This is a genomic window from Ramlibacter humi (genome assembly GCF_004681975.1).
Classification (GTDB): Bacteria; Pseudomonadota; Gammaproteobacteria; order Burkholderiales; family Burkholderiaceae_C; genus Ramlibacter; species Ramlibacter humi.
The window spans coordinates 1,413,335-1,439,949 of record NZ_SMLK01000001.1; the positions used below are offsets into that span (position 1 = coordinate 1,413,335).

Here is a 26,615-nt window from a genome sequence, read left to right on the forward strand (position 1 = left end):
GTGCTGCCTAATTCAGAGGCCTTGCCATGTCGGCTGGGAGCCTTCTCCGAAGGCGCGGATGCCTTCGTCCGCATCCGCACTGAGCAACAGCTTGGCGAATTCGGCGCGCTCCTCGGCCAGCGGTGCCTGCAGTTCGGCAAATTTGCGGCGGCGCAGCACGCGCGTGCACGCCAGCACCGACAAAGGCGCGCGTGAAGCGATGGTTTCGGCCAGGTCGAGCGCCTGCTCCATCAGCTGCCCGGCCGCCACCACGCGGCTGACAAGCCCGGCCTGCAATGCGCGTGCAGCATCGATGGGTTCGCCGGTGAGGATCATCTCCGCGGCCAGCGCCTCGGGCAGCATGCGCGGCAGCCGCGTGCAGCCGCCGGCGCCCGCCAGTACGCCCAGCTTGATCTCCGGCAACCCGAAGCGCGCGTGCTCCGACGCGATGCGCAGGTCGCAGGCCAGCGCCAGTTCCAGCCCGCCGCCCAACGCCAGCCCATTCACCGCGGCCACCAGCGGCTTGCGCGTGCCCGGCCGGTGCGTGATGCCGCCCAGTTGCGGGTCGTCCGCGCCATTCACCACGTTGGCGCGAATCCAGGGAAGCATGGTGGGGATGTCCGCGCCGGTGCAGAAGGCTCGGTCCCCCGCGCCGGTGAGCACGATGCAGCGCACGGTTTCGTCGGCATCCAGTTCCCCGAAGGCTTTCGCCATCGCCTCGTTGGTCTGCGGATCCAGCGCGTTGTACCGCTGGGGCCGCTGGATGGTGAGCACGGCGACGCCGGCTCGCGGGCGGGTGATGAGCACGGATTCCATGGTCCCATGCTAGCATCGATAAAACGGACAGGCGACCGTTTATTGGTGCGAGGAGACCATGACGAACACTTCCGCGGCCGACGTTCCCTTCAGCCAGGCCGAGACAAGGCCCTGGGCGGACCTGCAGGCGCAACAGCTCCACGAGCTGCGCAGGCAGCTGGCTTATCTGCAGGCGCACTCTCCCTTCTACCAGCGCAAGCTGGGTGCGGCCCGCATCGGGGCCGACGACGTGCGCTCGCTGGACGACCTGCGCGCCATCCCCTTCACCACCAAGCAGGAACTGCGCGACAGCCTGAAGGCCGCGCCGCTGCTCGGCGAACACCAGGCCGCCGAGTGGGCGGACGTGGTGCAGGTGCAGGCTTCGTCCGGCACGACGGGCAGCCCGGCGTACATCGGCCTCACTCGGCAGGATTGCGAGAACTGGGCCGAGATGACCGCGCGCGGCCTGTATGCCAGCGGCATCCGGCGCGGCGACCGAGTGCTGCACGGCTTTTCCATGAGCAAGGGGTTCGTCGGCGGCATCCCGATCTGGCAGGGCATCGAGCGCATCGGCGCGGTGGACATCCCCATCGGCGCCGACGGCGGCGTCGACCGGCTGCTGATCGCCGCGCGCGACGCCCGCCCGCGCTGCATCGTCGGCACGCCCAACTTCCTGCTGTACCTGGCGACCGTCGCGCGCGACCTGGCCGGCTGCGCAGCCACCGACCTCGGCGTGCAGCGCCTGATCGTCGGCGGCGAGCCCGGCGGCGGCATCCCCGCCATCCGCGAAGGCCTGCAATCGCACTGGGGGGCGACATGCTGCGAGGTGATGGGCGGCACCGACCTGGGTTGCGTCTACTGGGCGGAAGCGCCCGACCAGCGCGGCATGTACTTCGTCGCGCCGGAGTTCATCCTGGCCGAGCTGATCGACCCGGCCAGCGGCGAGCCGATCCCGTGGAAGGAAGGCGCCACCGGCGAGCTCGTCTACAGCTCGCTGCAGCGGCAAGCCTCGCCCGTGCTTCGCTTCCGCTCCGGCGACCACGTCACCGTCACCGCCATGGGCGGGCCGGGCGGCCGCACCACGCCGGCCATCCGCTGCTTCGGCCGCACCGACGACATGCTGATCGTGCGCGGCGTCAACCTCTTCCCCTCCGCCGTGCAGGACGTGGTGTCGTCGATGAAGCCGCTGGTGGGCGGCGTGATGCGCGTGCTGGCCGACTTCGAAGGCCACACGACACAGCAGAACCTGAAGCTTCTGGTGGAACGCGCGCCCGGCGCCGCACCACACAACGATGCCGCGACGGCAGCTCAAGTGGAAACGCGCGTGCGCAACGCGCTGGCCGTGAAAGCCGAGGTGACGATGGTGCGCCACGGCTTCTTCGACGCGCCCGGCGCGCAGAAAGTCGCGCTCACCCTGCGCAAGGCACCGGACCTCACCCGATGAACGCCACCACCGAACACGAGCAGAACGAAGCGGCTTACCGCGAGCTGCTGTCCTCCCTCGCGCAGGCACGCCAGCAGGCCTGGCTGGGCGGCCCCGAACCCATTCGCCAGAAACACCGGCAGCGCGGCCGCCTGCTGGTGCGCGAGCGCATCGACCTGCTGCTGGACCCCGGCTCGCCCTTCATCGAGCTGGGCGAGCTGGCGGGCGAAGGCCTGTACGAGGGCGTGGCGCCCGGCGCCGGCATCGTCACCGGCGTGGGCCTGATCGAAGGCCGCGCCTGCATGGTCATCGCCAACGACGCCACGGTGAAAGGCGGCACCTACTTCGGCATGACCTGCCGCAAGCACGTGCGCGCGCAGCGCTTCGCCTGGCAGCACCGCCTGCCCTGCGTCACGCTGGTGGACAGCGGCGGCGCGTTCCTTCCGGACCAGGCCAACATCTTTCCCGACGAAGGCCTGTTCGGCAGCATCTTCCAGCAGCAGGTGGGCATGTCCGCCGATGGCATCGCGCAGATCGCGGTGGTGCTGGGTGCCTGCACGGCCGGCGGCGCGTACATCCCCGCGCTGTGCGACGAAGTGGTCATCGTGCGCGGCAAAGGCTTCATGTTCCTGGGCGGCCCGCAACTGGTGCAGGCCGCCACGGGCGAGACGGTGGATGCCGAGCTGCTGGGAGGCGCCGACATGCACTCGCGCAAGAGCGGCGTGACCGACCACCTGGCCGAGGACGACGGCCATGCGCTGGCCATCGCGCGCCAGCTGGTGTCGCAGTTGCCGCCCATGCCCGCGCCCCTGCGCGATCGCTTGCCTGCGCAGGAGCCGGCGCGCCCCGTCACCGACATCTACGGCCTGGTGCAGCGCGACGCGCGCAAGCCCACGCCCACGCGCGAAGTGCTGCGCTGCCTGCTGGACGGCGGCGAGCTCAGCGAGTTCAAGGCCGCGTATGGCGACACGCTGATCACCGGTTTCGCGCGCATCGGCGGATGGCAGGTGGGCGTGCTGGCCAACGAAGGCGTGCTGTTCGTCGACAGCGCGGTGAAGGCCACGCACTTCATCGACCTGTGCTGCAAGCGCAACATCCCGCTGCTGTTCCTGGCCGACGTCACCGGCTTCATGGTAGGCCGGCAGGCCGAGGAAGACGGCATCGCCAAAGCGGGCGCGCGCTTCATCACCGCGATGAGCTCGGCGTCGGTGCCCAAGTTCACCATCATCACCGGCGGCGCGTACGGCGCGGGCTACCTGGCCATGTGCGGCCGCGCTTTCAAGCCCAACGCGATGTTCATGTGGCCCAACGGCCGCGCGGCCATCATGGGGCCCGACCAGGCGGCGACCACGCTCGCGCTGGTGAAGCGGCAGAACCTGAAGGCGGGCGAGACGTGGACGCCCGAGGACGAGGAAGCGTTCAAGGCGCCCATCCGCCGTCAGTACGAAGACTTCGCCGCGGCGCGCAACTTCGCGCGCCACCTGTGGGTGGACGGCATCCTGGACCCGGCCGAGACCAGGCCGGTGCTCAGCCTGCTGCTCGACCTGGCCGCGCGCGTGCCGGCCGAACCCACGCGCTTCGGCGTGTTCCGCATGTGAGGCCGCGATGTTCAAGAAAGTCCTGATCGCCAACCGCGGCGAGATCGCCTGCCGCATCGCCCGCACCCTGGGCCGCATGCGCATCGCCGCCGCCACCGTGCACTCGGAAGCCGACGCCGGCGCGCTGCACGTGCGCGAGATCGGCGAATCCGTGTTGCTGGGACCCGCGCCCGCGCGGGAAAGCTACCTCGACATCGACAAGGTGATCGCCGCGGCCAGGCGCGTGGGCGCCGATGCCGTCCATCCGGGCTTCGGCTTCCTGTCGGAGAACGCGGCGTTCGCGCGCGCCTGCGCGGAAGCGGGCATCACCTTCATCGGCCCGGCGCCACAGGCGCTGGAGCTGTTCGGCGACAAGGCCGCGGCGAAGAAGCTGGCGCAATCGCTCGGCGTCCCCACCGCCGGGGGACTACCCGAACCCACCGAGGACGTGGACGCGTTGCTCGCCGCGACCGACAACATGCCGCTGCCCTTCATCCTGAAGGCCGCGGCCGGCGGTGGTGGCAAGGGCATGCGCGTGGTGCGCCAGCGCGGCGAGACGCGCGCAGCCGTCGAAGCCGCCATCCGCGAAGGACGTTCTTCCTTCGGCGACGGCCGCCTGATCGCCGAACGCTACCTGCCTCAGGCCCGGCACATCGAGGTGCAGATCCTGGGCGACGGCCAGGGCGGCGTGCTGCACCTGTTCGACCGCGAATGCAGCCTGCAGCGGCGGCACCAGAAGGTGGTGGAGGAAGCCCCGGTGCTCAGCCTGCCGCAGCGCGTGCGCGAGGAACTGTGGAAGCACGCGGTCGCCATCGGCCGCGAAGCGCGTTACCTGGGCTTGGGCACGGTGGAGTTCGCGGTCACGCCCGACGGCGCCGTCTTCCTGGAAGTGAATCCGCGCCTTCAGGTGGAGCATCCGGTGACCGAAGCGGTGCTGGGGCTCGACCTCGTCGCGCTGCAGATCGAAACCGTCGCGCGAGGCGCCCTGCCCTTCACGCAGGAAGACGCGCCGGCGCCCGAGGGCGTGGCCGTGCAGGCGCGGCTGTACGCGGAAGACCCCGCGCGCGGCTTCCTGCCGTCCACGGGACGGCTGTCGGTGTTCCGCGCGCCCAGCAACGTGCGCGTCGATGCCGGTGTCGCTTCCGGCAGCGAGATCACGCCGCACTACGACCCCATGGTCGCCAAGCTCATCGCGCAGGCGCCCACCCGCCAAGAAGCGCTGTCGCGGCTCGCCGGCGCGCTGGCGGAGACCACCGTGCTCGGCGTGCAAAGCAACCGCGAGTTCCTGGTCGAGCTGCTGGCCGACCCGCAGGTGCAGCGCAACGCCATCAACACCGAATTCCTCGACCAGTGGCTGGCGGCGCATCCACCGGCGGAAGTCACGCGTGAACAGGTGGCCGCCTGCGCGGCCGCGTGGCTGGATCGGCGGCGGGCGCAGCAGGCGGGCGCCGTGAAGGGCGCCTGGGCAGACAGCGCGTTGACGGGATGGCACCTGAAGCGTGCTGCGGAGCCGGCGGTCACCGCGTCGTGGCAAGTCGGCAGCGCGACCGCCCACTGGCAGGTCGGCTTCGGCCGGGACGGCGACCAGCTGCTCGTCCGCGTGGACGACGACATCTTCCGCATCGCTCCCCGCGAAGCGGGTGCACCGCCGGTAGTGGTGGACGGCGTCGCCAGGACGCTGCGCTGCGGTGGCGATGGCGCCGGTTTCCATGCCGCCATCGGTGGCCATGACCTCACGCTGGAGTTTCGCCCGCTGCACGACGCGCTGTCCGGGGGCGCCGCCAAGGGCCAGGGCGCCGTACGGGCGCCCATGATGGGCATCATGACGGGTGTGGAAGTCACGCCCGGCCAGCAAGTTGCCGCCGGCGACCGCCTGGCGACGCTGGAATCGATGAAGATGGAGATGGCCATCACCGCGCCGGTGGCGGGGGTGGTCGCCTGGGTGGGCTGCGAGGCCCGCTCCAAAGTCGAACGCCACCAGGACCTGTTCCGCATCGAAGCCGTCACCTGAAGGAGAGCGCCATGGCCCTGCCCGCCCGCGTCGAGATCCACGAGGAAGGCCCCCGCGAGGGGTTCCAGATCGAGCGCCCCGGCTTCTCCATCGCCGACCGCGCGTCGCTGGTCGAAGCGCTGGCAGACGCCGGGCTGCGCCACATCCAGGTCGCATCCTTCGTCAATCCGAAGCGCGTGCCTCAGATGGCCGACGCCGCGGAGCTGTTCGCGGCCATCCGCAAGCGGCCCGGCGTGCGCTACACCGGCCTGTGGCTGAACGAGCAGGGCTTCGAGCGCGCCAGCGCCACCGCGCCGGTGGACCTGACCGGCACGCTGTTCTTCTATGCATCGGATGCGTTCAGCCGCCAGAACAACGGCAAAGGCATGCGCGAACTGGCGGAATCGCAGCGTGGCTGGGTGCGCCGCTACCGCGAGCATGGGCTGCAGATCGAATCGGCTTATGTGATGACGGCGTTCGGCTGCAACTACGAAGGCGAGATCAGCGAGGAGCGGCTCGCCGAAGCGCTGCGCTTCATCGCCGCATTGCAGCGCGAGGAAAGCTTCAGGCTGCCGGCGCTGTACCTGGCCGACACGGTGGGACACGCCAACCCGCGGTCGGTGCGCCGCCGCATCGACTTGGCGCGCGAGATCCTGCCGCATGCGCGCATCGGGCTGCACCTGCACGACACGCGCGGGCTGGGCATGGCCAACGCGTTCGCGGCGCTGGAGATGGGCGTGGATCTGTTCGATGCATCGGTCGCGGGGCTGGGCGGCTGCCCGTTCTGCGGCAGCGAGCACGGCGGCGCCGCGGGCAACATCTGCACCGAGGACCTGGTGTTCCTGTGCGAACAGCTGGGCATCGAAACAGGCCTGGACCTGCCGAAATTGCTGGACGCCGCGCGCCTGGCCGAACGCATCATCGGCCGCCGCCTGGAAGGCAAGCTGATGCACAGTGGACTGCCACTCACCGTGCGCGAAGGGGTGACGGCATGAACGTGGGCGGCGCGCTGACGCTGCCCGAAGTCTTCCTTCAGCGCGCGCGCGGCCAGCCCGAAGCCGTCGCCTTGCGCGGGCCGCAGGAGACGCTGACCTACTCGCAGCTGGCGCACCGCGTGTCGCGCCTGGCCGGTGCGTTGCGGGCCATGGGATTGAAACGTGGCGACCGCATCGCCGCCTGGTCCGAGAACCGGCTGGAATACGTCGAACTGGAACTCGCCGCCGCATGGCTGGGGCTGATCGTCGCCTGCCTGAACTGGCGGCTGTCGGCGCAGGAGCAGCGGCACTGCATCCAGCTGGTGTCGCCCAGCGCCTGCTTCGTCTCGCCCAGGTACGCGGCCGCGCTGGCGGCGCTCGAAATGCAGCTGCCGAACGTGCGAACCTTCGGCGCGGACTTCGACGGCTGGCGCGATGCCGCCGCGCCCATCGAGCCCGATGCGAAGGTGCAGCCGGAAGACGGCCTCGTCATCCTCTACACCAGCGGCACGACCGGATTGCCGAAAGGCGCGCTGGTCAGCCAGCGCGCGATGCTGGCGCGCGCCATGGTGTTCGCCGCCGACTACGGCATCGGCGGCGAAGACGCATTCATCGCCTGGTCGCCGCTGTTCCACATGGCCGCCACCGACCATTCACTGGCGACGTTGCTGCTCGGCGGCGAGGTCGTGGTGTGCGACGGCCTGGACCTGCCGCGCATCTGCGAGACGCTGCGGCGCCGGCCGGTCGGCTGGCTGCTCGCCATGCCCGGCATGGTGGACACGCTGGCGCATGCCCTGGAGAACGCCGGCGGCCCGCTGCAACGGGTGCGCATGGTGGGCGCGATGGCCGACCTGGTCCCGCCGACGGAGATCGCGCGGTTGTCAGGCCTGGTGAAGGCGCCCTACCTCAACACGTTCGGTTCGACGGAGACCGGTTTGCCGCCTGCGTCCGGTTCGCTGCTGCCCGCCGGCGAGCGGCCCACCTCGATGTCCAAGCGCCAATCCTCGTGGTGCCTGCTCAAGCTGGTCGACGACCAGGACCGCGAGGTGGAAGACGGCCGGCCCGGCGAGATGGCCATGCGCGGGCCCACGCTGTTCTCCGGCTACTGGGGCAACGACGCCGCCAACGCGCAGGCCTTCCGCGGCGGCTGGTTCCACATGGGCGACGTGTTCGTGCGCCGCCCCGACGGCCGGCTGGATTTCGTGGACCGGCTGAAGTACCTGATCAAGTCCGGCGGCGAGAACATCTACCCCGCCGAGATCGAGCGCGTGCTGCTGTCGCACCCTTCGGTGCACGACGCCGCCATCGTCAGGCGCGCCGACGCGCGCTGGGGCGAAATCCCGGTCGCTTTCATCGTGATGCGCGACGGCACGGCGCTCGATGCGGATGCGATGCTGGCGTTCTGCCGCGAGCGGCTGGCCAGCTACAAGCTGCCGCGCGAGTTCCGTGTCATCGCCGCGAAAGACCTGCCGCGCAACAGCACGGGCAAGATCCTGCGGCACGAGCTGGAAAAGCGGCTCTAGGAAGACTTCGCGCCCAGCAGCCGCACCGCCAGCCGCTGGTAGATGCGGATCAGCCTCTCCTGCCCCAGGCGGCCGTCCTCGCGGTACCAGTCGCTGATGCCCGTCAGCAGCGACAGCAGCGCGAGCGTGGTCACGCGCAGGTCGTCCACCTGCCACAGCCCGGCCTTCTGCCCATCGGCGACGATGGCGCGCACCTGCGCCTCGTAGTCCTTGCGCAGGCCGATGATGCGGCCGTGCTGCTCGGCGGTCAGGCTGCGCAGCTCCATGTTGCCGATGAAGGTTTCCTGCTTGCGCGCCGTGTGCCACTCGATGTGGAAGCGCACGAAGGCCGACAGGCGCGCCATCGGCTCTTCCAGCCCTTCCATGCGCAGCGCGAAGTCCTGCAGCAGCTCCAGCATGATGTCCTCGAGCAGGTTGCCCAGGAATTCCTGCTTCTGCGGCACGTGGTTGTAGAGCGAGCCCAGCCGCAGGTTCACGTCGGCGGCCAGGTCGCGCAGGTTCATCGCCTCGAAGCCGTGGCGCCAGATGCGCTCGATGGCCGCCTTGCGCACCGCGCGCATGGTCTCGGCGCCGCTGACGCCCGCGGGACGTCCCATGTGTTGGCCCTTCAGTCTTTCGAAAACGCCGATCATAGGCAGGGCGGACGCCCGTCCGTTTCGGCGACCCCGTACGATCCGCATTCCCATGCGCCGCCGGCCCTTCCTCGCTGCCCCCCTGCTCGCCACGCTGTCCCCGGGACTGCGCGCCGCGCTGGCGCCCCGCCCCCTCGTCTTTCCGCGCGACTACGGCGCTCATCCGGACTTGCGCACCGAGTGGTGGTACGTCACCGGATACGGCCAGGCCGGCGGGCGCGAGTTCGGCTTTCAGCTCACCTTCTTCCGGTCGCGGGTGGATGCGGCGCAATCGATGTCGTCGAAATTCGCCGCCAGGCAACTGGTGTTCGCGCATGCCGCGGTCACGGACGTCGAAGGCAAGCGCCTGTGGCACGACCAGCGAATGGCGCGTGAAGGCTTCGACATCGCGCGCGTTTCCGAGAAGGACACCGACCTGCGCCTGCGCGACTGGACCTTGGTACGCGCCGCCGACGGCAGCTACGCCGCGCGCCTGCCGGCGGGCGAGTTCACGCTGGACCTGCGCTTCACGCCCACGCAGCCGCCGCTGCTGCAAGGCACGCAAGGCCTGTCGCGCAAGGGCCCCGATCCCGAACAGGCCAGCTACTACTACAGCGTGCCGCAGCTGGCGGCCGCCGGCGCGATCACGCTGCAGGGCAAGCGGTTCGACGTGCGCGGCAAGGCGTGGCTGGACCACGAATGGAGCGAAGCGCTGCTGCACCCCGACGCGGTGGGCTGGGACTGGATCGGCATGAACCTCGACGACGGCAGCGCGCTGACGGCATTCCAGCTGCGGCGCCAAGACGGCAGCGCGCTGTGGGACGGCGGGTCGTTCCGCACGGCCAACGGCACCACCTACATCGCCAGCCACGGCGAGAACCGCTTCAGCGTGCAGCGGCGCTGGACCAGTCCCTCGTCGCGTGCGACCTACCCTGTCGAATGGATCGTGCAGACGCCGGCGGATTTCTACACGGTGCGCGCCGTCGTCGATGCGCAGGAACTGGACAGCCGCGGGTCCACCGGCGCCATTTATTGGGAAGGACTGTCCGACCTGCTGGACAGCAACGGCAAGCGCGTGGGGCGCGGCTACCTGGAGATGACGGGGTACGCAAACCCACTGAGGCTCTAGGTCCCGCGTCCACCCTGCGGAAACTGCAAGCCATGGATTCCGCCTTCGCGGGAATGACGCCATTTGGAACCCGCACGCTGATTCCACGCGCCAGGCCGGGCACCGCCTGGCGCGCCGCGCGGCAGTCGAGCGCTTAGCCGAGCCCCACGCCGATCAACCTCTCCACATCCTCGTGGAACTTCGCCGAGCACCACTCGGTCCGCCCGAACAGCAACTCGCGGTTCGCGCCGCTGGCCATCGTCGACTGCTGCGACACACCCAGCGCGAAATCCTCGTCCAACGCGCCCCAGAACGAAGCCACGTTCTTCTCCCAGTAGCCGCGCGACTTCTCCGTCGCAGGCAGCTCGGGGATCAGCGTGGTGCCCAGCACGCGCGAGCGGTCCACCGCTTCCGGCAAGACGGTGAACGCGTTCGCGTGGTCGCCTTCGTGCAGGATGAGCGTGGCGGGAAAGAAGCAGTAGATGATGTTGGCGTGCGGCCCGATGCGCCATTCGGATTCGGGCAGCTCGCGCAGCGACGCCATGCTGCGCTTGGGCAGCACCAGGCGGTGATGCAGGCCGTCCTGGTCGGCGATCAGCAGGTTGTCGTGGAACAGGCCGGCGATGGAATCGCGGTGCGCGTACTGGAAGTGGTAGGTTTCCAGGTTGCCTTCGAACGGGATCTTCCAGTTGGCGGCGTTGGCGAACTCGCGGCGGTGGAAGGGCAACCAGCGGTCGTAGCCCCAGCCGCGAAGATCGTTCGCGAACGCACCCAGCCAGCGGCTCAGGTCAAGTTCGGGCGATTCGCCCTCTTCCACCCCGCGCGGGATCACCCAGATCAACCCCAGCGCCTCGCTCGCGGGCACGCGCACCAGCGAGCATTCGTGCGCGGGCGCATGCGGGAAGCCGTTCGCATGCGGCCGGCCGCGCAGCGTGCCGTCCAGGCGGTAGCTCCAGCTGTGGTACGGGCAGACGAAGGTGCGCTGCTGCCCGGCGCCGGGCGCCTGCAGGCGCGCGCCGCGGTGGCGGCAGGCATTGAGGAAGGCACGCACCTCGCCGTCTTCACCGCGCGCCAGCAGTAGCGGCATGCCGGCCACGTCCAGCGCGTGCGTGTCGCCTGCCTGCGTCAACGCGCCGGAGGGGCACACCGCCAGCGGGTAGCGGCGGAAGATGCGCTCGACCTCGCGCCGGTGGCGGTCCGGGTCCAGGTAGCGCTCGACGGGGCTGCGCGCGGGCTCACCGGCTTCGGTGCCGCCGCTGTCGATGAGCGCGAGGGCGCGCCGGATCAGCGCGCGTTCGAGGTCTGCCTGCATGTGCGGTCGCCGCGGCGGCGAAAGGCCGCCGCGACGCCTCACTGTAGTGCAGAGGTGATCAGTAGTTCTGGGCGAGGATGGTCTCGCGCAACGCCTGGCCCTTCTTCTGGTCGAAGGGGCCTTCGGCGCGCGCCAGCACATTGCCGTCGCGGTCGATCACCAGCACCGAAGCGTGGTCGGTGTTGGTCAGGCCCGCGGCGCGGACGAAGGCTTCGCGGTCGGTGAAGAGAGGCACCAGGCGGGCGCGGTCCACCTGGTCGGGGTGGCGCTCCAGCAGGCGCTGTTCGATGCCGCGGCGCTCCTTGTCGTCGCCGGGATCGTTCATCACGGGCAGCTTCACCCAGACGATGGAGGAATCGCGCTGCAGCCCCAGGCCGTCGATCCAGCTCTGGACTTCCTCGCGCTGGCTGCGGTTGAAGACCACCAGGGCCAGCGTGCGGCCCGAAGGCAGCTGCTGCGGCAGCACCATCTGCGTCTGGTCCAGGCGTTTGGCGGAAACGGTGGGCACCTTGCCCAGCACGCCGGCTTCGTGCGGTGCGTACAGGGACAACCCCACGGCCGCGCCCACCGCAGCCACCCATCCCAACACCGGAGTCCAGATCTTCCGCATGGCGATCTCCCGTGATCTGGCGCTAGTTTTCCACGCCACCGTCAACGCAGCACGTCGTTTTTGTAAAGACCTCTGTCACAACCTCAGTGCGCCCCCGCCGCATCGGCCGCCCCCGCACCCATCCGCTGCGGGCGGCTAAGCCAGACGAGCGGGATCAGAAGCAAGAACAGGGCCGCGGAAAGCCAGAACAGGTCGGTGGCGGCCATGGTGAACGACTGCTGGTCGGCCAGCCGGTTGATCTGCGCCATGACCTGATCCGGCGCCAGCCCGCTGGCCGAGAGACCCGCGATGGCCGACTGCGTCGCCGGGCTGCCCGGGTTCACCGCTTCGGCCAGCTGCGCATGGTGAAGCGCCGCACGGTTCTCCCACAAAGTGGTGAACAGCGAGGTGCCCACCGCGCCGGCGGTGATGCGCACGAAATTGGTGAGGCCGGACGCCGCGGCCATGCGTTCAGGCCCCAATCCGGACAGCGTGATGGTCGACAGCGGGATGAAGAAGAACGCCATCGCCACGCCCTGCACGACCGTGGGGATCAGGATGGTGCGGAAATCGGCCGAGGTGTTGAAGTGCGAGCGCATCCACAGCACCAGCGCGAACACGATGAACGCGAAGGTGACGTACTTGCGCGGGTCCACCTTGGCCACCGTCCGGCCGACCACCGGCGACAGCACCATGGCCAGCAGGCCCACCGGCGCCATCACCATGCCGGCATCCGTCGCGGTGTAGCCCATGAACTGCTGCAGCCACAGGGGCAGCAGCACCACATTGCCGAAGAACAGCCCGTAGGCGACCGAGACGGCCAGCGTGCCGGACCAGAAGTTGCGCCGCGCGAACAGGCGCAGGTCCACCACCGGGTGCTCATCCGTGAGCTCCCACACCAGGAAGAACGCGAACCCGACCACGGCCACGATCGCCAGCGTGACGATCAGCGGCGAGTGGAACCAGTCGTTCTCCTTGCCCAGGTCCAGCATCATCTGCAGCGCCGCGATCCAGGTGACCAGCAGCCCCAGCCCCACGCCGTCGATGGGCAGCTTGTGCACCACGCTTTCGCGCTTGTGGTAGATGCCCCACGCCGCCGAAGCGGCCAGCAGGCCGACCGGGATGTTGATGAAGAAGATCCACGGCCAGCTGATGTTGTCGGTGATCCAGCCGCCCAGCAGCGGCCCCATCACGGGCGCGATGAGCGTGGTCATGGCCCACATCGCCATCGCCAGGCCGGCCATCGCGCGCGGGTAGCTGGCGAGCAGCAGCGTCTGCGACAGCGGAATCATCGGACCCGCCACGAAGCCCTGCAGCGCGCGGAAGGCGATCAGCATCGGCATGTTGATGGCCAGGCCGCACAACCACGACGCGGCCACGAACATCAGCACGCTGGCGATGAACAGGCGCACCTGGCCGAAGCGCTGCGACAGCCAGCCCGTCAGCGGCACCGCGATGGCGTTGGCCACCGCGAAGCTGGTGATGACCCAGGTGCCCTGGTTGGGGCTGACGCCCAGGTCGCCGGCGATGGCCGGCAGCGACACGTTGGCGATCGAGGTGTCCAGCACGTTCATGAACGTGGCGGCGGACAGCGCGATCGTGCCCCAGGTGCGCGCGGCCCCCTCGAGCGGCGGATGGGCGACGTGCCCGGAGGGACCCGCCATCAGTCGGCTCCGGCGCTGGCGGCCTTGCTCGCCACATGGGCGGCTCGCGCCACGGGCGCGGCGCCGGACACGGCGGTGTTGGAGCCGCGGCCCAGGTTGGCGACGATGATGCGGCGCACCTCGGCATCGGCGGCGGCGTCCTGGGTGTTGAACACCGGCGTCTGCGCGACGGCGGCGTCACGCGGCGCGTCGGCCAGCGTCTTGCCGTCCTGCTGGTGAACGTCGACTTCGGCGTCCATCGACAGGCCCACGCGCAGCGGGTTCTTGGCCACCTGCTCGGGGTTCAGCGCCACGCGCACGGGCACGCGCTGCACGACCTTGATCCAGTTGCCGGTGGCGTTCTGCGCCGGCAGCAGCGAGAACGCGGCGCCCGTGCCCACGCCCAGGCCGGCCACCTTGCCTTCGTACTCCACGTGCTTGCCGTACACGTCGGCCGTCAGCTTCACCGGCTGGCCGATGCGGATCTTGCGCAGCTGCACTTCCTTGAAGTTGGCGTCGACCCACACCTGCTGCAGCGGCACCACCGACATCAGCGGCGCGCCGGCGGCCACGCGCTGGCCGAGTTGCACGGTGCGCTTGGCCACGTAGCCGTCCACCGGCGCCGGCAGTGCGGCACGCTGCGTGGCCAGCCAGGCTTCGCGCACCTTGGCGGCGGCGGCCTGCACGCTGGGATGCTGTTCCACCGTGGTGCCTTCGGTCTGCGCCTGGTTGCTGGCGAGCTGCTCCTTCGCGGAAGCCACGGCGGCCTGGGCGGCGGCGACGGCGCTGCGCGCGTTCGCCGCCTGCGTCTGCGCGTGGTTCAGCTCTTCCTTGGAAACGGCGCCGTTGCCGGACAGCGACTGGCGGCGGGCCAGGTCGTCTTCGGCCCGCTTGAGTTCGGCTTGCGCCTTGACGACATCGGCCTGGCGCAGGTCGATCTGCGCCGCCAGCGAGCCGTTGTTGGCGAACAGCGTGCGCACCTGGCGCACGGTCTGCGCCAGGTTGGCTTCGGCCTGCTGCAGCCCGACCTGCACGTCGGCGGGGTCCAGCTTCACCAGCGGCTGGCCGGCCTTCACGAAGTCGGTGTCGTCGGCGTAGATGGCCAGCACCGTGCCGCCGATCTGCGGCGTGATCTGCACCACGTTGCCCTGCACGTAGGCGTTGTCGGTGGACTCGTAGTGGCTGGCCACCAGCCACTCGTACGCGCCCCAGCCGAGGCCGGCGACGACCACGACGGACGCCAGGGCCAGCAGGCCCTTGCGGCGCTTGCCCTGGCGCGCGGCCACGGCGTTGGGGTTGGTGTTCTCTGCTTCGCTCATGACGGTTTCTTCTTCAGTGATTCGGGGTTTGGGAGGCCAGCCGCTGCGATTCGGGGTCGGCCTGGAAGCCGCCGCCCAACGCGCGCATCAGCTGCACCTGGGTGTCGAGGGCGCGGGCCGACAGGTCCACGGCCAGCCGGCGCTGCTGCAGCACCGAGGTTTCGGCCGTCAGCACGTTCAGGTACGTGCCCAGGCCCGCCTGGTAGCGCTGCACCGCGATCTGGTAGGCGCCTTCGGCGGCCTGCTGCGCCTGCCGCTGCTCGGCCTGCTGGCGCGTGATGGAGCGCGCGGAAGCCAGCTGGTCGGCCACGTCGCGCACCGCGTCGAGGATGGCGCCGTTGTAGCTTTCCACCGCCAGGTCCAGGTCGGCGGTCTTGCCGCGCAGGTTGGCGCGCAAGCGGCCGGCGTCGAAGATCGGCAGGTGGATGGCGGGGCCGGCGCCCCAGGTGAGGCTGCCGGAATCCAGCAGGTTGCCCAGGCCGATGCTGGAGAGGCCGATGAAGGCGCTGAGGTTGACGTTGGGATAGAACTGCGCCTTCGCGCTCGCCACGTCGTGCGTGGCGGCTTCGATGCGCCAGCGCGCGGCCGTGACGTCGGGGCGGCGGGCCAGCAGGTCGGCGGGAATCGCGTCGGGCACCGCCAGCGCCTGCAGGCCGGCCAGCGAACGCGGCTCGATCTTCAGGTCGGGCTGGCCCACCAGCGCGGCCAGCGCGTTGCGTTGCAGCTGCACCTGTTCCTGCAGCGCCTCGATCTGCTGGCGCGAGTCGGGCAGCGAGCCTTCGCTCTGGCGCAGCTCCAGCGTGGTGTCCAGGCCGGCCTGCACTCGGTCGGCCACCAGGCGGTGCGATTCCTCGCGCTGCGCCAGCGTGCGCTGGGCCACCGCCAGCTGGTCGTTCAGGCGCGCGAGCTGGAACCAGCCGCGCGCGACCTGGGCCGCGAGCAGCGTGCGGGCGGCGTCCACGTCGGCCTGCGCGGCGCGCGAAGCCCCCAGCGCGGCTTCCAGCGCCTGGCGGTACTTGCCGAAGAAATCGATCTCCCAGCTGGCGCCCACCTGGAGCGTGCCGGTGTCCTGGACGGAGCCGGCCAGCGGCGGCGGGTACAGGCCGTTCTCGTTGAAGCGCTGGCGCTGGATCTCCAGCGAGCCCTGGGCCTGCGGCAGCGTGGCGGAGCGGGCCACTTCCATCACCGAGTTGGCCTTGGACAGGCGCGCCTGCGCCACCTTCAGCGACGGGCTGCCCTGCACGGCGCGGTCGACCAGCGCGTTCAGCTGCGGGTCGTTGAACTGCTTCCACCAGTCGGGCGCGATGGCGATCACGGGCGGGGCGGTCTGCGCCTGCTGTTGCGGCAGGCCGATGGACTCGGCGCTGCGCGCGGTGGATTGCGGCTCGATGCCGGAATAGCTGGCGCAGCCGGCCAGCAGCAGGGCCGCCACCAGGGCGGTCACGCGGGTTTCAGTTTTCTTCATTCGTTCCCTGGTCTTGTTCGAGTTGCAGCTCGGCGCCGTTGTCCAGCATCCGGCCCAGCATGCCCTTGAGCGTCAGCCACTCTTCGCGGCTGAAGCCTCGCAGGTGCGCGTTGAGCACCTTGCTGAGCACTTCGGGGATGCGGCCGGCGGCCGCGTCGCCTTCGGGGGTGAGCTCCAGCTTCACCACGCGGCGGTCTTCGGAGGAACGGGCGCGGCGCACCAGCCCCTTGGCTTCCAGCCGGTCGAGCGTGCGCGTCATCGCGCCCGCGTCCAGCTGGCATTCGCGCGCCAGCTCGGCCGCCGTCGTGCCGTGGCCGACGAAGAGCTTGTAGAGCGGCACCCACTGCGCATTGGTCAGGCCGCGCGGTTCCAGTTCGTGCTCCACCTGCGTGGCGAAGCTGTTGAGCAGCCGCTTCATCAGGTAGGCCACGCTGTCTTCCGGACGGTAGGCCTGGGGGGTATAGAAGCTCGCGTCCGCGCGGCGGCCTGGGCGGCGCGCGGCGGGCTTGGTCGGGATGCTCGTTTCCATGGGTCCGGGATAATAATTGCCTATGCAATCATTGTCAAGGCTGTCTTTGACGCGGCTGTCTTTGACCGGGCAAAGGCTCAGTAAACTGCCCCGATGACCGACCGACCGTCCGCGACCGGCACGCCCCGCTCACTGTCGGGCCTGCTTCCTTTCCTGCGGCCCTACCGCGGCCGCATCGCGCTGGCCTTCGCGCTGCTGGTGCTGGCCTCCGCCGCCACGTTGGTGTTCCCGATCGCGTTGCGAGGGCTCATCGACCAGGGGCTCGCCCCTTCAGGGCAAGGCGAGCGCCTGATGGCGTTGCGCGGCCATTTCCTGGAGCTGTTCGGCGTGGCCGTCGCGCTGGGCATCTTTTCGGCGGCGCGCTTCTACCAGGTCAGCTGGCTGGGCGAACGCGTCACCGCCGACCTTCGCAGCGCCGTGTACGCCCACGTCATCGAACAGAGCCCGGAGTTCTTCGAGACGACCCAGACCGGCGAGGTGCTGTCGCGCCTGACCACGGACACCACGCTCGTGCAGACGGTGGTGGGCTCGTCCTTCTCGCTGGGCCTGCGCAACGTGGTGATGGGCCTGGGCGCGCTGGGCATGCTGGTGTGGACGCATCCGTACGTGATGTCGCTGGTGTTCACGGCGGTGCTGCTGGTGGTGCTGCCGGCGATGGCCTTCGGCCGCCGCGTTCGCAAGCTGTCGCGCGCCAGCCAGGACCGCGTGGCCGATTCCAGCGCCATCGCGGCGGAGGTGCTGAACGCCGTGCCCGTGGTGCAGAGCTACACCGGCGAGGCGCGCGAGGCGAAGCGGTTCGCCGACGCCACCGACAACGCGTTCAACACCGGTGTGCGCCGCACACGCGCCCGTGCCGTGCTGGTGGCCTTCGTCATCATCGCCAACGCGGCGCTCATGCTGTGGGGCCTGTACCGCGGCGCGCAGGCGGTGATGGCCGGCAACCTCACCGCGGGCCAGCTGGGGCAGGCGGCGCTGTACGTCGCCATCTTCGCGGGCGCGGTGGCGGTGCTGGGTGAGGTGTATGGCGATTTGCTGAGGGCGGCGGGCGCAACGGAAAGGCTGATGGAACTGCTGGCGAGCCGATCCCCCGTGGCCTCGCCGGAGCAACCGATGCCGGCGCCGGCCGCCAGCGGCGGCAGCTCGGTGGAACTGCGCGCGGTGCGATTCCACTACCCGTCGCGCCCGGCCACCGCGGCGTTGCAGGACATCGGGTTATCGGTGTCGCCAGGCGAAACGGTGGCGCTGGTCGGCCCCAGCGGCGCGGGCAAGAGCACCGTGTTCTCGCTGCTGCTGCGCTTCTACGACCCGCAAGCGGGCGAAGTGCGCCTGGATGGCGTGCCGGTGCGGCAGCTGTCGCTGCACGACCTGCGATCGCGCATCGGGCTGGTGGCGCAGGAACCCGTGGTGTTCTCCGCCAGCGCGATGGAGAACATCCGCTACGGGCGTCCCGGCGCCAGCGACGACGAGGTGGTGGCCGCCGCGCGAGCCGCGCACGCGCATGAGTTCATCAGCGCCCTGCCCGAAGGCTACGGCACCTTCCTGGGCGAACGCGGCGTGCGCCTGTCCGGCGGCCAGCGCCAGCGCATCGCCATCGCGCGCGCCATCCTGAAGAACCCGCCGCTTTTGCTGCTGGACGAAGCCACCAGCGCGCTCGACGCCGAAAGCGAACGCGCCGTGCAACTGGCGCTGGCGGCCGCGATGCAGCACCGCACGACGCTGGTCATCGCGCACCGGCTGGCGACGGTGCAGCAGGCCGACCGCATCGTGGTGCTGGACCACGGCCGCATCGTGGAACAGGGCCGCCACGAGCAGCTGGTGGCCGCGGGCGGCGTGTACGCCCGCCTGGCGGCGCTGCAGCTGCTGGATTGAGGCAGGACCGCGAACAACCCACGCCCGCCGTCGCGGGCCGCATGAGGCCGGTTGCACCACCGATGCCGCGGCCTATAGTGCGCCGCCGGCCCCACCCATGCGCCCCATTGTCCACCCCTGGCTCGCCGCCTCGCCTTCGCGGCCGCCATCGTCGCGCACCTGCTCGGGCAGGAAGTGCCCGCCGCGCCCATGCTGGCCAGCACTTGCTACAGCTTCGTCGACGACAGGCGCGCGGCGCACGTCGCCAGTGTCCACGAGTACGCCGAGAAGACTTGGCAGGGGTCGTGCACGGCACCAGCGGCCTGTCGCCCGCCGCGAGCGAACTGGAAGGCACCTACGCCTGGGACTGGGCCCGCAACCTGTGGGCCGACACCCTCGCCTGAGATTTCCGGCAAGAGGGACGGAAAGCGGACTCCCTTACGCAGAGGTCGCAGAGATCACAAGGAAATCTCACAGGGATCTTCTCAGCGTCCTCGGCGCAATCTCTGCGACCTCTGCGTAAGGCAGTCCGCCTTTACTGCACCGGCCCCTTGAGCGCCTTCGGCACGGGCAGAGGCAGCACACCGATGCCTTCTTCCAGCAGCGCCTCGGTCTCCTCGCGCGATGCCTGGCCGCGAATGCCGCGCTCCTCGGTTTCGCCGTAGTGGATGCGCCGCGCCTCCTCGGCGAAGCGCTGGCCGACGTCTTCGGTGTTGGCCATGACGTGCCGCACCATCTTCAGCCATGCGGCCTGCATGTCGGCGTTGGGCATCGCGGCGACTTCCTGCTTGGCTTGCGGCGATGCGGGTTGGGCACCAAGGTTCAGGCGGGGCGCGGAAGGCAGCTTGGCGACGCCGGTGTCGCCGCACATCGGGCACTCCACCAGGCCGCGCTGAAGCTGCCCCTGGAATTCATCCTCGGAGCCGAACCAGCCTTCGAACACGTGCTGGTGGGAGCACTGGAGGTTCAGGACCTTCATGGGAACAAATTATGAGCGCCAGTCCAATTTCCAAGCGCCGGAAAGGACGTTCTGCAGCCACAGCGCCGCGACCAGCGTCTTGGCGTCGGTGACCTCGCCCGTGCGGCACCACTCGGACAGCTCTTGCGGCGTCGCCGTGAAGACGTCCAGGAATTCGCCATGGTCCAGCCGCCGCTCGCCCGGCGTCAGGCCGCGCGCGAACCAGATGCCGATGAATTCGGTGGCGTAGGAAATGACGGGGTGCAGCTCGCCGGCACAGGCCCACTCACGAGCGCTGTAGCCGGTTTCTTCCAGCAGCTCGCGCTTCGCGCACGCGAGGTGGTCCTCGCCCGGGTCGATCTTGCCGGCGGGAAATTCGATCATCACCCGCCCGACCGGGTGGCGGTACTGCTTTTCCAGCACCACACGGCCGTCGTCGAGCAGGGGCACCACCATCACCGCGCCGGGATGCAGCACGAACTCGCGCGTCGCCTCGCCACCGTCGGGCAGGCGCACGTGGTCACGCACCACGTGCAAGAAGTTGCCGCGCAGCAGCTCTTCGCGCTTCTCGGTCTTCTCGACCAGGTGAGGATGCTTGCCGTCAGCCACGGCGGCGCTTGAACAGGTAACGCCAGACGAAGCCGGGGAAGGCGAACGTGAGGAACAGCGCGCCGGTGACGGCGTAGAACTCCCAGCCCTGCGGCGCGATCTGGCTGGCGCGGTGCTCCAGCGCCAGGCCCAGCGCGCCCACGAGGAAGTACCACGCCACCAGCTCTGCCAGCCGCACGGGCAGCGGCTTGGACGTCTTGAGCGGGTAGACCGCCATGACGAGGCGGTCGAGCACGAATGGCAGGTTGGCCGCGACGAAGCCCGCCACGATCACCAGCCAGACGGAAGCTGTCTGGGACACGGGAGGGCTACGTCGCCAGCGTCTTGACGATGGCGTCGGCGCACAGGGCCATCAGGCCGCCGGGCAGGATGCCGAGCACCAGCACCAGCGCGCCGTTGATCGACAGCACCGCGCGCACGTCGGCAGGCGCTGAGACGGTGGTGGCGGTGATGGGCGAGTCGAAGTACATCACCTTCACCACGCGCAGGTAGTAGAAGGCGCCGACCAGCGACATCACGACCGCGAACACGGCCAGGCTGATGTACAGCGGCTGGCCCGAAGCCACCAGAGCCTGCAGCACGACCAGCTTGCCGTAGAAGCCCACCAGCGGCGGCACGCCGGCCAGCGAGAACATGCACACGGCCATGATGCCGGCGTACAGCGGGCTGCGCTGGTTGAGGCCGGCCAGGTCGGCGATCTCGTCGCTTTCGAAGCCTTCGCGCGCCAGCAGCAGGATGATGCCGAACGAGCCCAGCGTGGTGAGCACGTAGGTCACGATGTAGAACATCGACGCGCTGTACGCGTACTGCGCGTTGTGGGTATCACCGCCGATGACACCCGCCGTCAGGCCCAGCACCACGAAGCCCATCTGCGCGATGGTGGAGTAGGCCAGCATCCGCTTGAGGTTGCTCTGCGCGATGGCGGCCAGGTTGCCCACCAGCAGCGAAGCCACCGCCAGCAGCACCAGCATCTGCTGCCAGTCGGGCGCCAGCGGGATCATGCCTTCCACCAGCAGGCGGATGGCGATGCCGAAGGCGGCCAGTTCCGGCGCCGAGCCGATCATCAGCGTGATGGCGGTGGGCGCGCCCTGGTACACGTCCGGGATCCACATGTGGAACGGCGCGGCGCCCAGCTTGAACGCCAGGCCGGCGACGATGAACACCAGGCCGAACACCAGCACCTGGTGGTTGATGTGGCCGCTGCCGATGGCGCGGAACACCTCGTTGATGTCCAGCGAGCCGGTGGCGCCGTAGAGCATGGAGATGCCGTACAGCAGGAAGCCGCTGGCCATGGCGCCGAGCACGAAGTACTTCATCGCCGCCTCGGTGGCCACTTCGTGATCGCGGCGCAGCGCCACCAGGGCGTAGCTGCACAGCGTCATCAGCTCCAGGCCCAGGTAGATCAGCAGGAAGTTGCTGCCCGAGATCATCACGAACATGCCCAGCAGGGCGAACAGCGCCAGCGTGAACATCTCGCCGCCGCGCAGCATGTCGCGGTCGGCCGCGTACGGGCGGCCGTACACCAGCGTGACCATCAGCGCGATGGCCGAGAAGCACTTCAGCCAGTTGGCCATCGGGTCGGCGACGACCATCTTGCCGAACGCGTAGAAGGTGCCGCCGGCGATGGCGGCGTCGGCGGTGAGGACGGCGACGGCGGCCAGGGTGGCCAGCGTCAGCCAGTAGGTCAGGCCGCGCAGGCGGGAGGTGACGCCCAGGTCCACCAGGGCGATGACGCAGGCCATCACCAGCAGCAGGATCTCGGGCGAAACGACGAGCAGGCTCAGGGTATCGACCATGGCGTCAGTTCAGTTTGGAAGCAGACACTTGCTTCAGGAAGTTGGCGACGGACGCGTCCATGACGTCGGTGAAGGGCTTCGGGTACAGGCCCATGAACAGCACCGCGATGGCCAGCAGGCCCAGCATGAGGAATTCGCGCGCGTTGATGTCGGTGAGCTGGCGCACGTCGTCGTTGGCGACGGGGCCCAGGTACACGCGCTTGAACATCCACAGCGTGTAGGCGGCGCCGAAGATCAGCGCGGTGGCGGCGCCCAGGCCCAGCCAGAAGTTGGCCTTCACGGCGCCCAGGATGACCATCCATTCGCCGACGAAACCGGCGGTGGCGGGCAGGCCGCAGTTGGCCATGGAGAACAGCAGCGCGAACGCGGCGAAGTTGGGCATGGTGTTGATCACGCCGCCGTAGCTGGCGATCTCGCGCGAGTGCACGCGGTCGTACAGCACGCCGATGCACAGGAACATGGCGCCCGACACGAAGCCGTGCGCGATCATCTGCACCAGGCCGCCGGCGACGCCCAGCGGGCTGAAGATGAAGAAGCCCAGCGTGACGAAGCCCATGTGCGCCACCGACGAATAGGCCACCAGCTTCTTCATGTCCTGCTGCACCATCGCCACCAGGCCCACGTAGATCACGGCGATGAGCGACAGCGCGATGATCAGCCAGGCCCATTCGCGCGAGGCGTCCGGTGCGATGGGCATGGAAAAGCGCAGGAAACCGTAGGCACCCAGCTTCAGCATGATGGCCGCCAGCACCGCGGAGCCGCCGGTGGGCGCTTCCACGTGCACGTCGGGCAGCCAGGTGTGCACCGGCCACATCGGCACCTTCACCGCGAAAGCGGCGAAGAACGCGAAGAACAGGAGCGTCTGCACGTTGCCGGCCAGCGGCAGCTGGTGCCACGCCAGGATGTCGAAAGTGTTGGACTTGGAGTACAGGTACACCAGCGCCACCAGCATCAGCAGCGAGCCGAGCAGCGTGTACAGGAAGAACTTGAACGCCGCGTAGATCTTCCTCGGGCCGCCCCAGATGCCGATGATCAGGTACATCGGGATCAGCGTGGCCTCGAAGAACACGTAGAACAGCATCGCGTCCAGCGCGGTGAACACGCCGATCATCAGGCCCGAGAGGATCAGGAACGCGCCCATGTACTGGTTGACGCGTTCGGTGATCGCCTCCCACGCGGAGATGACGACGACGATCGTGATGAACGCCGTCAGCAGCACGAACCAGAACGACAGGCCGTCCACGCCCAGGTGGTACTGGACGTTGAAGCGCTCGATCCACGGCGCCTTCTCGACGAACTGCATGTTCGCGGTGCCGGTGCGGAAGCCGGCCAGCAGCGGCAGCGTGACCAGGAAACTCACCACGGACCCGATGAGGGCGATCCAGCGCACGGCGCGGGCGTGCTCGTCGCGCCCCAGCGCGAGCAGCACGATGCCGAACAGCACCGGCGTCCAGATCGAAAGGCTCAAAACACCCATTCTTGTTCTTCCCCTCGTTCTTATCGGATCAGCGCCAGCAACTGGTCACGCCAGACGAAGCCGGTCATGAGGACAAACACGCCGACGATCATGGCCAGCGCGTAGTTGTACAGATAGCCGGACTGGAAGCGGCGCACGACGCCGGCGAACACGCCCACCAGGCGCGCGCTGCCGTTCACCACGGCGCCGTCGATCACCGCCTGGTCGCCGCCCTTCCACAGCCCCAGGCCAAGGCCGCGTGCCGCGCGGGCGACGACGTTCTCGTTGATCCAGTCCATGTAGTACTTGTTGTCCAGCAGCTTGTAGACCGGCTTCAGCGCGCCGGCGATCTTCGCGGGCAGCGCGGTGTTGACCATGTACAGGTAGTACGCCAGCGCGACGCCGGCGGCGGCCAGCCAGAACACCGGCGACGTCAGGCCGTGCAGCGCCATGGCGGCGGCGCCGTGGAATTCCTTGGCCATTTCCTCCAGGCCGGGATGGCGCTCGAGGTTGACGAAGATGGAATCCTTGAAGAAGTCGCCGTACAGCATCGGGCCGATGGCCAGGTAGCCGATGACCACCGAGGGGAACGCCAGCAGCACCAGCGGCGCCGTCACCACCCAGGGCGACTCGTGCGGCTCTTGGTGGTCGTCGTGGTGCCCGTGGTCGGGCTCCTCGTCGCTGTGGTGCACGTGGGGATTCTGGTCGTAGCGCTCCTTGCCGTGGAAGACCAGGAAGTACATGCGGAACGAATAGAACGCGGTGACGAACACGCCCGCCATGACAGCGAAGTACGCGAAACCGGCGCCGGGCAGCTTGGACAGGTGCACCGCCTCGATGATCGAGTCCTTGGAATAAAAGCCCGCGAACAGCGGCGTGCCGATCAGGGCCAGCGACCCCAGCAGCGAGGTGATCCAGGTCACCGGCATGTACTTGCGCACGCCGCCCATCCAGCGGATGTCCTGGTTGTGGTGCATGCCGATGATGACGGAGCCGGCGGCCAGGAACAGCAGCGCCTTGAAGAATGCGTGCGTCATCAGGTGGAACACCGCCACCGAGTAGGCCGAAGCGCCCAGCGCCACGGTCATGTACCCCAGCTGCGACAGCGTGGAGTACGCCACCACGCGCTTGATGTCGTTCTGGATGATGCCCAGGAAGCCCATGAACAGCGCCGTGATGGCGCCGATGACCAGGATGAACGACAGCGCGGTGTCCGACAGCTCGAACAGCGGCGACATGCGGGCCACCATGAAGATGCCCGCGGTCACCATCGTCGCCGCGTGGATCAGCGCGGAGATGGGCGTGGGGCCTTCCATGGAATCGGGCAGCCACACGTGCAGCGGGAACTGCGCGCTCTTGCCCATGGCGCCGATGAACAGGCAGATGCAGGTGACGGTGACCAGCATCCAGTCGGTGCCGGGGAACGTCAGCTTGGCGAACTCCTCGGCCTTGGCGAAGGTCTCGGCGTAATTCAGCGTGCCCGCGTAGGCGGCGATCAGGCCGATGCCCAGGATGAAGCCGAAGTCGCCGACCCGGTTGACCAGGAAGGCCTTCATGTTGGCGAAGATGGCGCTGGGCTTGGTGAACCAGAAGCCGATCAGCAGGTAGGACACCAGGCCCACCGCTTCCCAGCCGAAGAACAGCTGCAGGAAGTTGTTGCTCATGACCAGCATGAGCATCGAGAAGGTGAAGAGCGAGATGTAGGCGAAGAAGCGGTTGTAGCCGTCGTCCTCTTCCATGTACCCGATGGTGTAGATGTGCACCATCAGCGACACGAAGGTCACCACGCACATCATCATGGCCGTGAGGCCATCGATGAGGAAGCCGACTTCCATCTTCAGGCCGCCGACCACCATCCACTCGTAGATGGTGGCGTTGAAGCGCGCGCCGTCCAGCGCCACGCTCTTGAGCGTCATGGCGGAGATGACGAAGGCCACCAGCACGCCCAGGATGGTGAACGTGTGTGACAGGCGCCGGCCGATCCAGTTGCCGCCGAACGTGGTGCCGAAGATGCCCGCGATCACCGCGCCGGCCAGGGGGGCCAGCGGAACGGCGAGCAGGGTCGATGCGTTGAGTGTCTGACTCATGTTTCTTCCGGGCTTGTTCTTCTGCGGCTCAGCCCTTGAGCTCGTTCAGTTCTTCGACGTTGATGCTCGACTTGTTGCGGAACAGCAGCACGAGGATGGCCAGGCCGATGGCGGATTCCGCGGCCGCCACCGTGAGGATGAAGAACACGAACACCTGCCCATGCATGTCGCCCAGGTAGTAGGAGAAGGCGACGAAATTCATGTTGACCGCCAGCAGCATCAGCTCGATGGCCATCAGCAGCACGATGAGGTTGCGGCGGTTCAGGAAGATGCCCACCACCGACAGCGCGAACAGGATCGCGCCGAGCGACAGGAAGTGGCCCAGGGTGAGGCTCATGCCTTGGCTCCTTCAGCGGCGGCGGCCGGCTCGGGTTGCGGCGCCGCGACCACCGGCGGCATCTGCACGATGCGCAGGCGGTCGGCCTTGCGCACCTTCACCTGCAGGCCCGGGTCCATGTGCTTGCTGTCCTTGCGCTGGCGCAGCGTCAGCGCGATGGCGGCGACGATGGCCACCAGCAGCAGCACGGCCGCGATCTCCAGCGGGTACAGGTATTCGGAGTACAGCAGCTTGCCCAGTTCCTTGGTGTTGGACACCTGGGCCACCGCCTGGCCGGTGGTCTGCGCCACCTGCGCCACAGCCGGCCCCACCTTGGGTTCGATCGCCGGACGGAAGCCGCCCATCAGCACCGCCGCCATTTCCAGCGCGATGACCACGCCGACCAGCGCGGCCAGCGGGAAGTGTTTCCAGAAGCCCGCCCGCAGCGCCGCGGTGTCGATGTCCAGCATCATCACCACGAAGAGGAACAGCACCATCACCGCCCCCACGTACACCAGCACGAGGGAGATGGCCAGGAACTCGGCCTTCAGCAGGATCCACACGGCGGCGGCCTGGAAGAAGGCCAGCACCAGGTACAGCGCCGCGTACACCGGGTTGCGCGCCGTGATCACCCGGAAGGCCGCGAACAGCAGCACCGCCGAGAACAGGTAGAAGAAGCCCGTCTTGATGTCCATGTCGTTGTCGTCC

General features: G+C 68.9%; 24 protein-coding genes. 8 read left to right on the forward strand and 16 right to left on the reverse strand.

Annotation, left to right across the window (positions count from 1 at the left end; all coding sequences use genetic code 11):
• Window positions 1–12 precede the first annotated feature (12 nt).
• The gene (locus tag EZ216_RS06630) at window positions 13–795 is read right to left on the reverse strand and encodes an enoyl-CoA hydratase/isomerase family protein (RefSeq protein WP_135248900.1); all 783 of its coding nucleotides are present in this window, start codon (window positions 793–795) and stop codon (window positions 13–15) included.
• Window positions 796–853: 58 nt separating this feature from the next.
• Between EZ216_RS06630 and EZ216_RS06635 the strand changes: the two genes are divergently transcribed.
• From EZ216_RS06635 to EZ216_RS06655, 5 genes are read left to right on the forward strand one after another with little or no spacing between them, the layout of a single operon-like run.
• Window positions 854–2,218 carry a phenylacetate--CoA ligase family protein gene (locus tag EZ216_RS06635; RefSeq protein ID WP_135248901.1) on the forward strand — a complete coding sequence of 455 codons (1,365 nt, stop codon included), beginning with the start codon at window positions 854–856 and terminating at the stop codon, window positions 2,216–2,218.
• Window positions 2,215–3,795, forward strand: coding sequence for an acyl-CoA carboxylase subunit beta (locus EZ216_RS06640; RefSeq protein WP_135248902.1), 1,581 nt, complete (start codon window positions 2,215–2,217; stop codon window positions 3,793–3,795). The genes EZ216_RS06635 and EZ216_RS06640 overlap by 4 nt, the downstream gene beginning before the upstream one ends.
• Before the next feature lie 7 nt (window positions 3,796–3,802).
• Window positions 3,803–5,785 carry an acetyl/propionyl/methylcrotonyl-CoA carboxylase subunit alpha gene (locus EZ216_RS06645; RefSeq protein ID WP_135248903.1) on the forward strand — a complete coding sequence of 661 codons (1,983 nt, stop codon included), beginning with the start codon at window positions 3,803–3,805 and terminating at the stop codon, window positions 5,783–5,785.
• 11 nt (window positions 5,786–5,796) lie between these two features.
• Window positions 5,797–6,759: a hydroxymethylglutaryl-CoA lyase gene (locus EZ216_RS06650; protein WP_135248904.1), complete on the forward strand. Its 963-nt coding sequence runs from the start codon at window positions 5,797–5,799 to the stop codon at window positions 6,757–6,759.
• Window positions 6,756–8,261: a class I adenylate-forming enzyme family protein gene (locus EZ216_RS06655; RefSeq protein ID WP_135248905.1), complete on the forward strand. Its 1,506-nt coding sequence runs from the start codon at window positions 6,756–6,758 to the stop codon at window positions 8,259–8,261. The genes EZ216_RS06650 and EZ216_RS06655 overlap by 4 nt, the downstream gene beginning before the upstream one ends.
• Here the strand turns inward: EZ216_RS06655 and EZ216_RS06660 are convergent.
• Window positions 8,258–8,857 (reverse strand): TetR/AcrR family transcriptional regulator, encoded by a 600-nt coding sequence (locus tag EZ216_RS06660; protein ID WP_135248906.1) that lies wholly within the window; start codon window positions 8,855–8,857, stop codon window positions 8,258–8,260. The two genes, EZ216_RS06655 and EZ216_RS06660, sit on opposite strands and share 4 nt — an antisense overlap.
• An 88-nt stretch (window positions 8,858–8,945) precedes the next feature.
• Here EZ216_RS06660 and EZ216_RS06665 point away from each other — a divergent pair, with 88 nt between their 5' ends.
• Window positions 8,946–10,001, forward strand: a complete 1,056-nt coding sequence (locus tag EZ216_RS06665) for a lipocalin-like domain-containing protein (RefSeq protein WP_135248907.1) — start codon at window positions 8,946–8,948, stop codon at window positions 9,999–10,001.
• A 133-nt stretch (window positions 10,002–10,134) separates the two neighbouring features.
• Here EZ216_RS06665 and EZ216_RS06670 read toward each other — a convergent pair whose 3' ends face one another.
• The 6 genes from EZ216_RS06670 to EZ216_RS06695 all read right to left on the reverse strand — a co-directional run bounded on the left by EZ216_RS06670 (window position 10,135) and on the right by EZ216_RS06695 (window position 16,837).
• Window positions 10,135–11,292 carry an aromatic ring-hydroxylating oxygenase subunit alpha gene (locus EZ216_RS06670; protein WP_167772839.1) on the reverse strand — a complete coding sequence of 386 codons (1,158 nt, stop codon included), beginning with the start codon at window positions 11,290–11,292 and terminating at the stop codon, window positions 10,135–10,137.
• A 58-nt stretch (window positions 11,293–11,350) separates the two neighbouring features.
• A complete protein-coding gene (locus EZ216_RS06675; protein WP_135248909.1) occupies window positions 11,351–11,902 on the reverse strand; it encodes a hypothetical protein in 552 nt (183 codons plus the stop codon).
• Window positions 11,903–11,985: 83 nt separating this feature from the next.
• Window positions 11,986–13,545 (reverse strand): DHA2 family efflux MFS transporter permease subunit, encoded by a 1,560-nt coding sequence (locus EZ216_RS06680; protein ID WP_135248910.1) that lies wholly within the window; start codon window positions 13,543–13,545, stop codon window positions 11,986–11,988.
• Window positions 13,545–14,843: an HlyD family secretion protein gene (locus tag EZ216_RS06685; protein ID WP_135248911.1), complete on the reverse strand. Its 1,299-nt coding sequence runs from the start codon at window positions 14,841–14,843 to the stop codon at window positions 13,545–13,547. Before EZ216_RS06685 ends, EZ216_RS06680 begins: the two co-directional genes overlap by 1 nt.
• A gap of 13 nt (window positions 14,844–14,856) precedes the next feature.
• Window positions 14,857–16,308, reverse strand: coding sequence for an efflux transporter outer membrane subunit (locus EZ216_RS06690; protein ID WP_135248912.1), 1,452 nt, complete (start codon window positions 16,306–16,308; stop codon window positions 14,857–14,859).
• The gene (locus EZ216_RS06695; protein WP_135248913.1) at window positions 16,295–16,837 is read right to left on the reverse strand and encodes a MarR family winged helix-turn-helix transcriptional regulator; all 543 of its coding nucleotides are present in this window, start codon (window positions 16,835–16,837) and stop codon (window positions 16,295–16,297) included. The genes EZ216_RS06690 and EZ216_RS06695 overlap by 14 nt, the downstream gene beginning before the upstream one ends.
• A gap of 93 nt (window positions 16,838–16,930) precedes the next feature.
• Here EZ216_RS06695 and EZ216_RS06700 point away from each other — a divergent pair, with 93 nt between their 5' ends.
• Together EZ216_RS06700 and EZ216_RS21970 are read left to right on the forward strand one after the other, a co-directional pair.
• A complete protein-coding gene (locus EZ216_RS06700) occupies window positions 16,931–18,706 on the forward strand; it encodes an ABC transporter transmembrane domain-containing protein (protein ID WP_135248914.1) in 1,776 nt (591 codons plus the stop codon).
• A 272-nt stretch (window positions 18,707–18,978) separates the two neighbouring features.
• A complete protein-coding gene (locus tag EZ216_RS21970) occupies window positions 18,979–19,089 on the forward strand; it encodes an FCSD flavin-binding domain-containing protein (RefSeq protein ID WP_275405136.1) in 111 nt (36 codons plus the stop codon).
• A 131-nt stretch (window positions 19,090–19,220) separates the two neighbouring features.
• On the opposite strand, the gene EZ216_RS06710 is transcribed toward EZ216_RS21970, so the two are convergent.
• Genes EZ216_RS06710 through EZ216_RS06745 form a run of 8 tightly spaced genes read right to left on the reverse strand, consistent with a single transcriptional unit; the run spans window position 19,221 to window position 26,602 of the window.
• Window positions 19,221–19,664 (reverse strand): DUF1178 family protein, encoded by a 444-nt coding sequence (locus EZ216_RS06710; RefSeq protein ID WP_135248915.1) that lies wholly within the window; start codon window positions 19,662–19,664, stop codon window positions 19,221–19,223.
• Between the two features lie 9 nt (window positions 19,665–19,673).
• The gene (locus EZ216_RS06715; RefSeq protein WP_135248916.1) at window positions 19,674–20,252 is read right to left on the reverse strand and encodes an NUDIX domain-containing protein; all 579 of its coding nucleotides are present in this window, start codon (window positions 20,250–20,252) and stop codon (window positions 19,674–19,676) included.
• Entirely contained in the window at window positions 20,245–20,553 is a 309-nt protein-coding gene (locus tag EZ216_RS06720; protein ID WP_135248917.1) for a DUF2818 family protein, read from the reverse strand. The genes EZ216_RS06715 and EZ216_RS06720 overlap by 8 nt, the downstream gene beginning before the upstream one ends.
• 7 nt (window positions 20,554–20,560) lie before the next feature.
• Window positions 20,561–22,048 carry an NADH-quinone oxidoreductase subunit NuoN gene (gene nuoN / locus EZ216_RS06725; protein WP_135248918.1) on the reverse strand — a complete coding sequence of 496 codons (1,488 nt, stop codon included), beginning with the start codon at window positions 22,046–22,048 and terminating at the stop codon, window positions 20,561–20,563.
• A gap of 4 nt (window positions 22,049–22,052) precedes the next feature.
• The gene (locus EZ216_RS06730; RefSeq protein WP_135248919.1) at window positions 22,053–23,525 is read right to left on the reverse strand and encodes an NADH-quinone oxidoreductase subunit M; all 1,473 of its coding nucleotides are present in this window, start codon (window positions 23,523–23,525) and stop codon (window positions 22,053–22,055) included.
• A gap of 20 nt (window positions 23,526–23,545) precedes the next feature.
• Window positions 23,546–25,591, reverse strand: a complete 2,046-nt coding sequence (gene nuoL / locus EZ216_RS06735) for an NADH-quinone oxidoreductase subunit L (protein WP_135248920.1) — start codon at window positions 25,589–25,591, stop codon at window positions 23,546–23,548.
• Window positions 25,592–25,619: 28 nt separating this feature from the next.
• Window positions 25,620–25,928 carry an NADH-quinone oxidoreductase subunit NuoK gene (gene nuoK, locus EZ216_RS06740; RefSeq protein ID WP_135248921.1) on the reverse strand — a complete coding sequence of 103 codons (309 nt, stop codon included), beginning with the start codon at window positions 25,926–25,928 and terminating at the stop codon, window positions 25,620–25,622.
• Window positions 25,925–26,602, reverse strand: a complete 678-nt coding sequence (locus EZ216_RS06745; RefSeq protein ID WP_135248922.1) for an NADH-quinone oxidoreductase subunit J — start codon at window positions 26,600–26,602, stop codon at window positions 25,925–25,927. Before EZ216_RS06745 ends, nuoK begins: the two co-directional genes overlap by 4 nt.
• Window positions 26,603–26,615 lie beyond the last annotated feature (13 nt).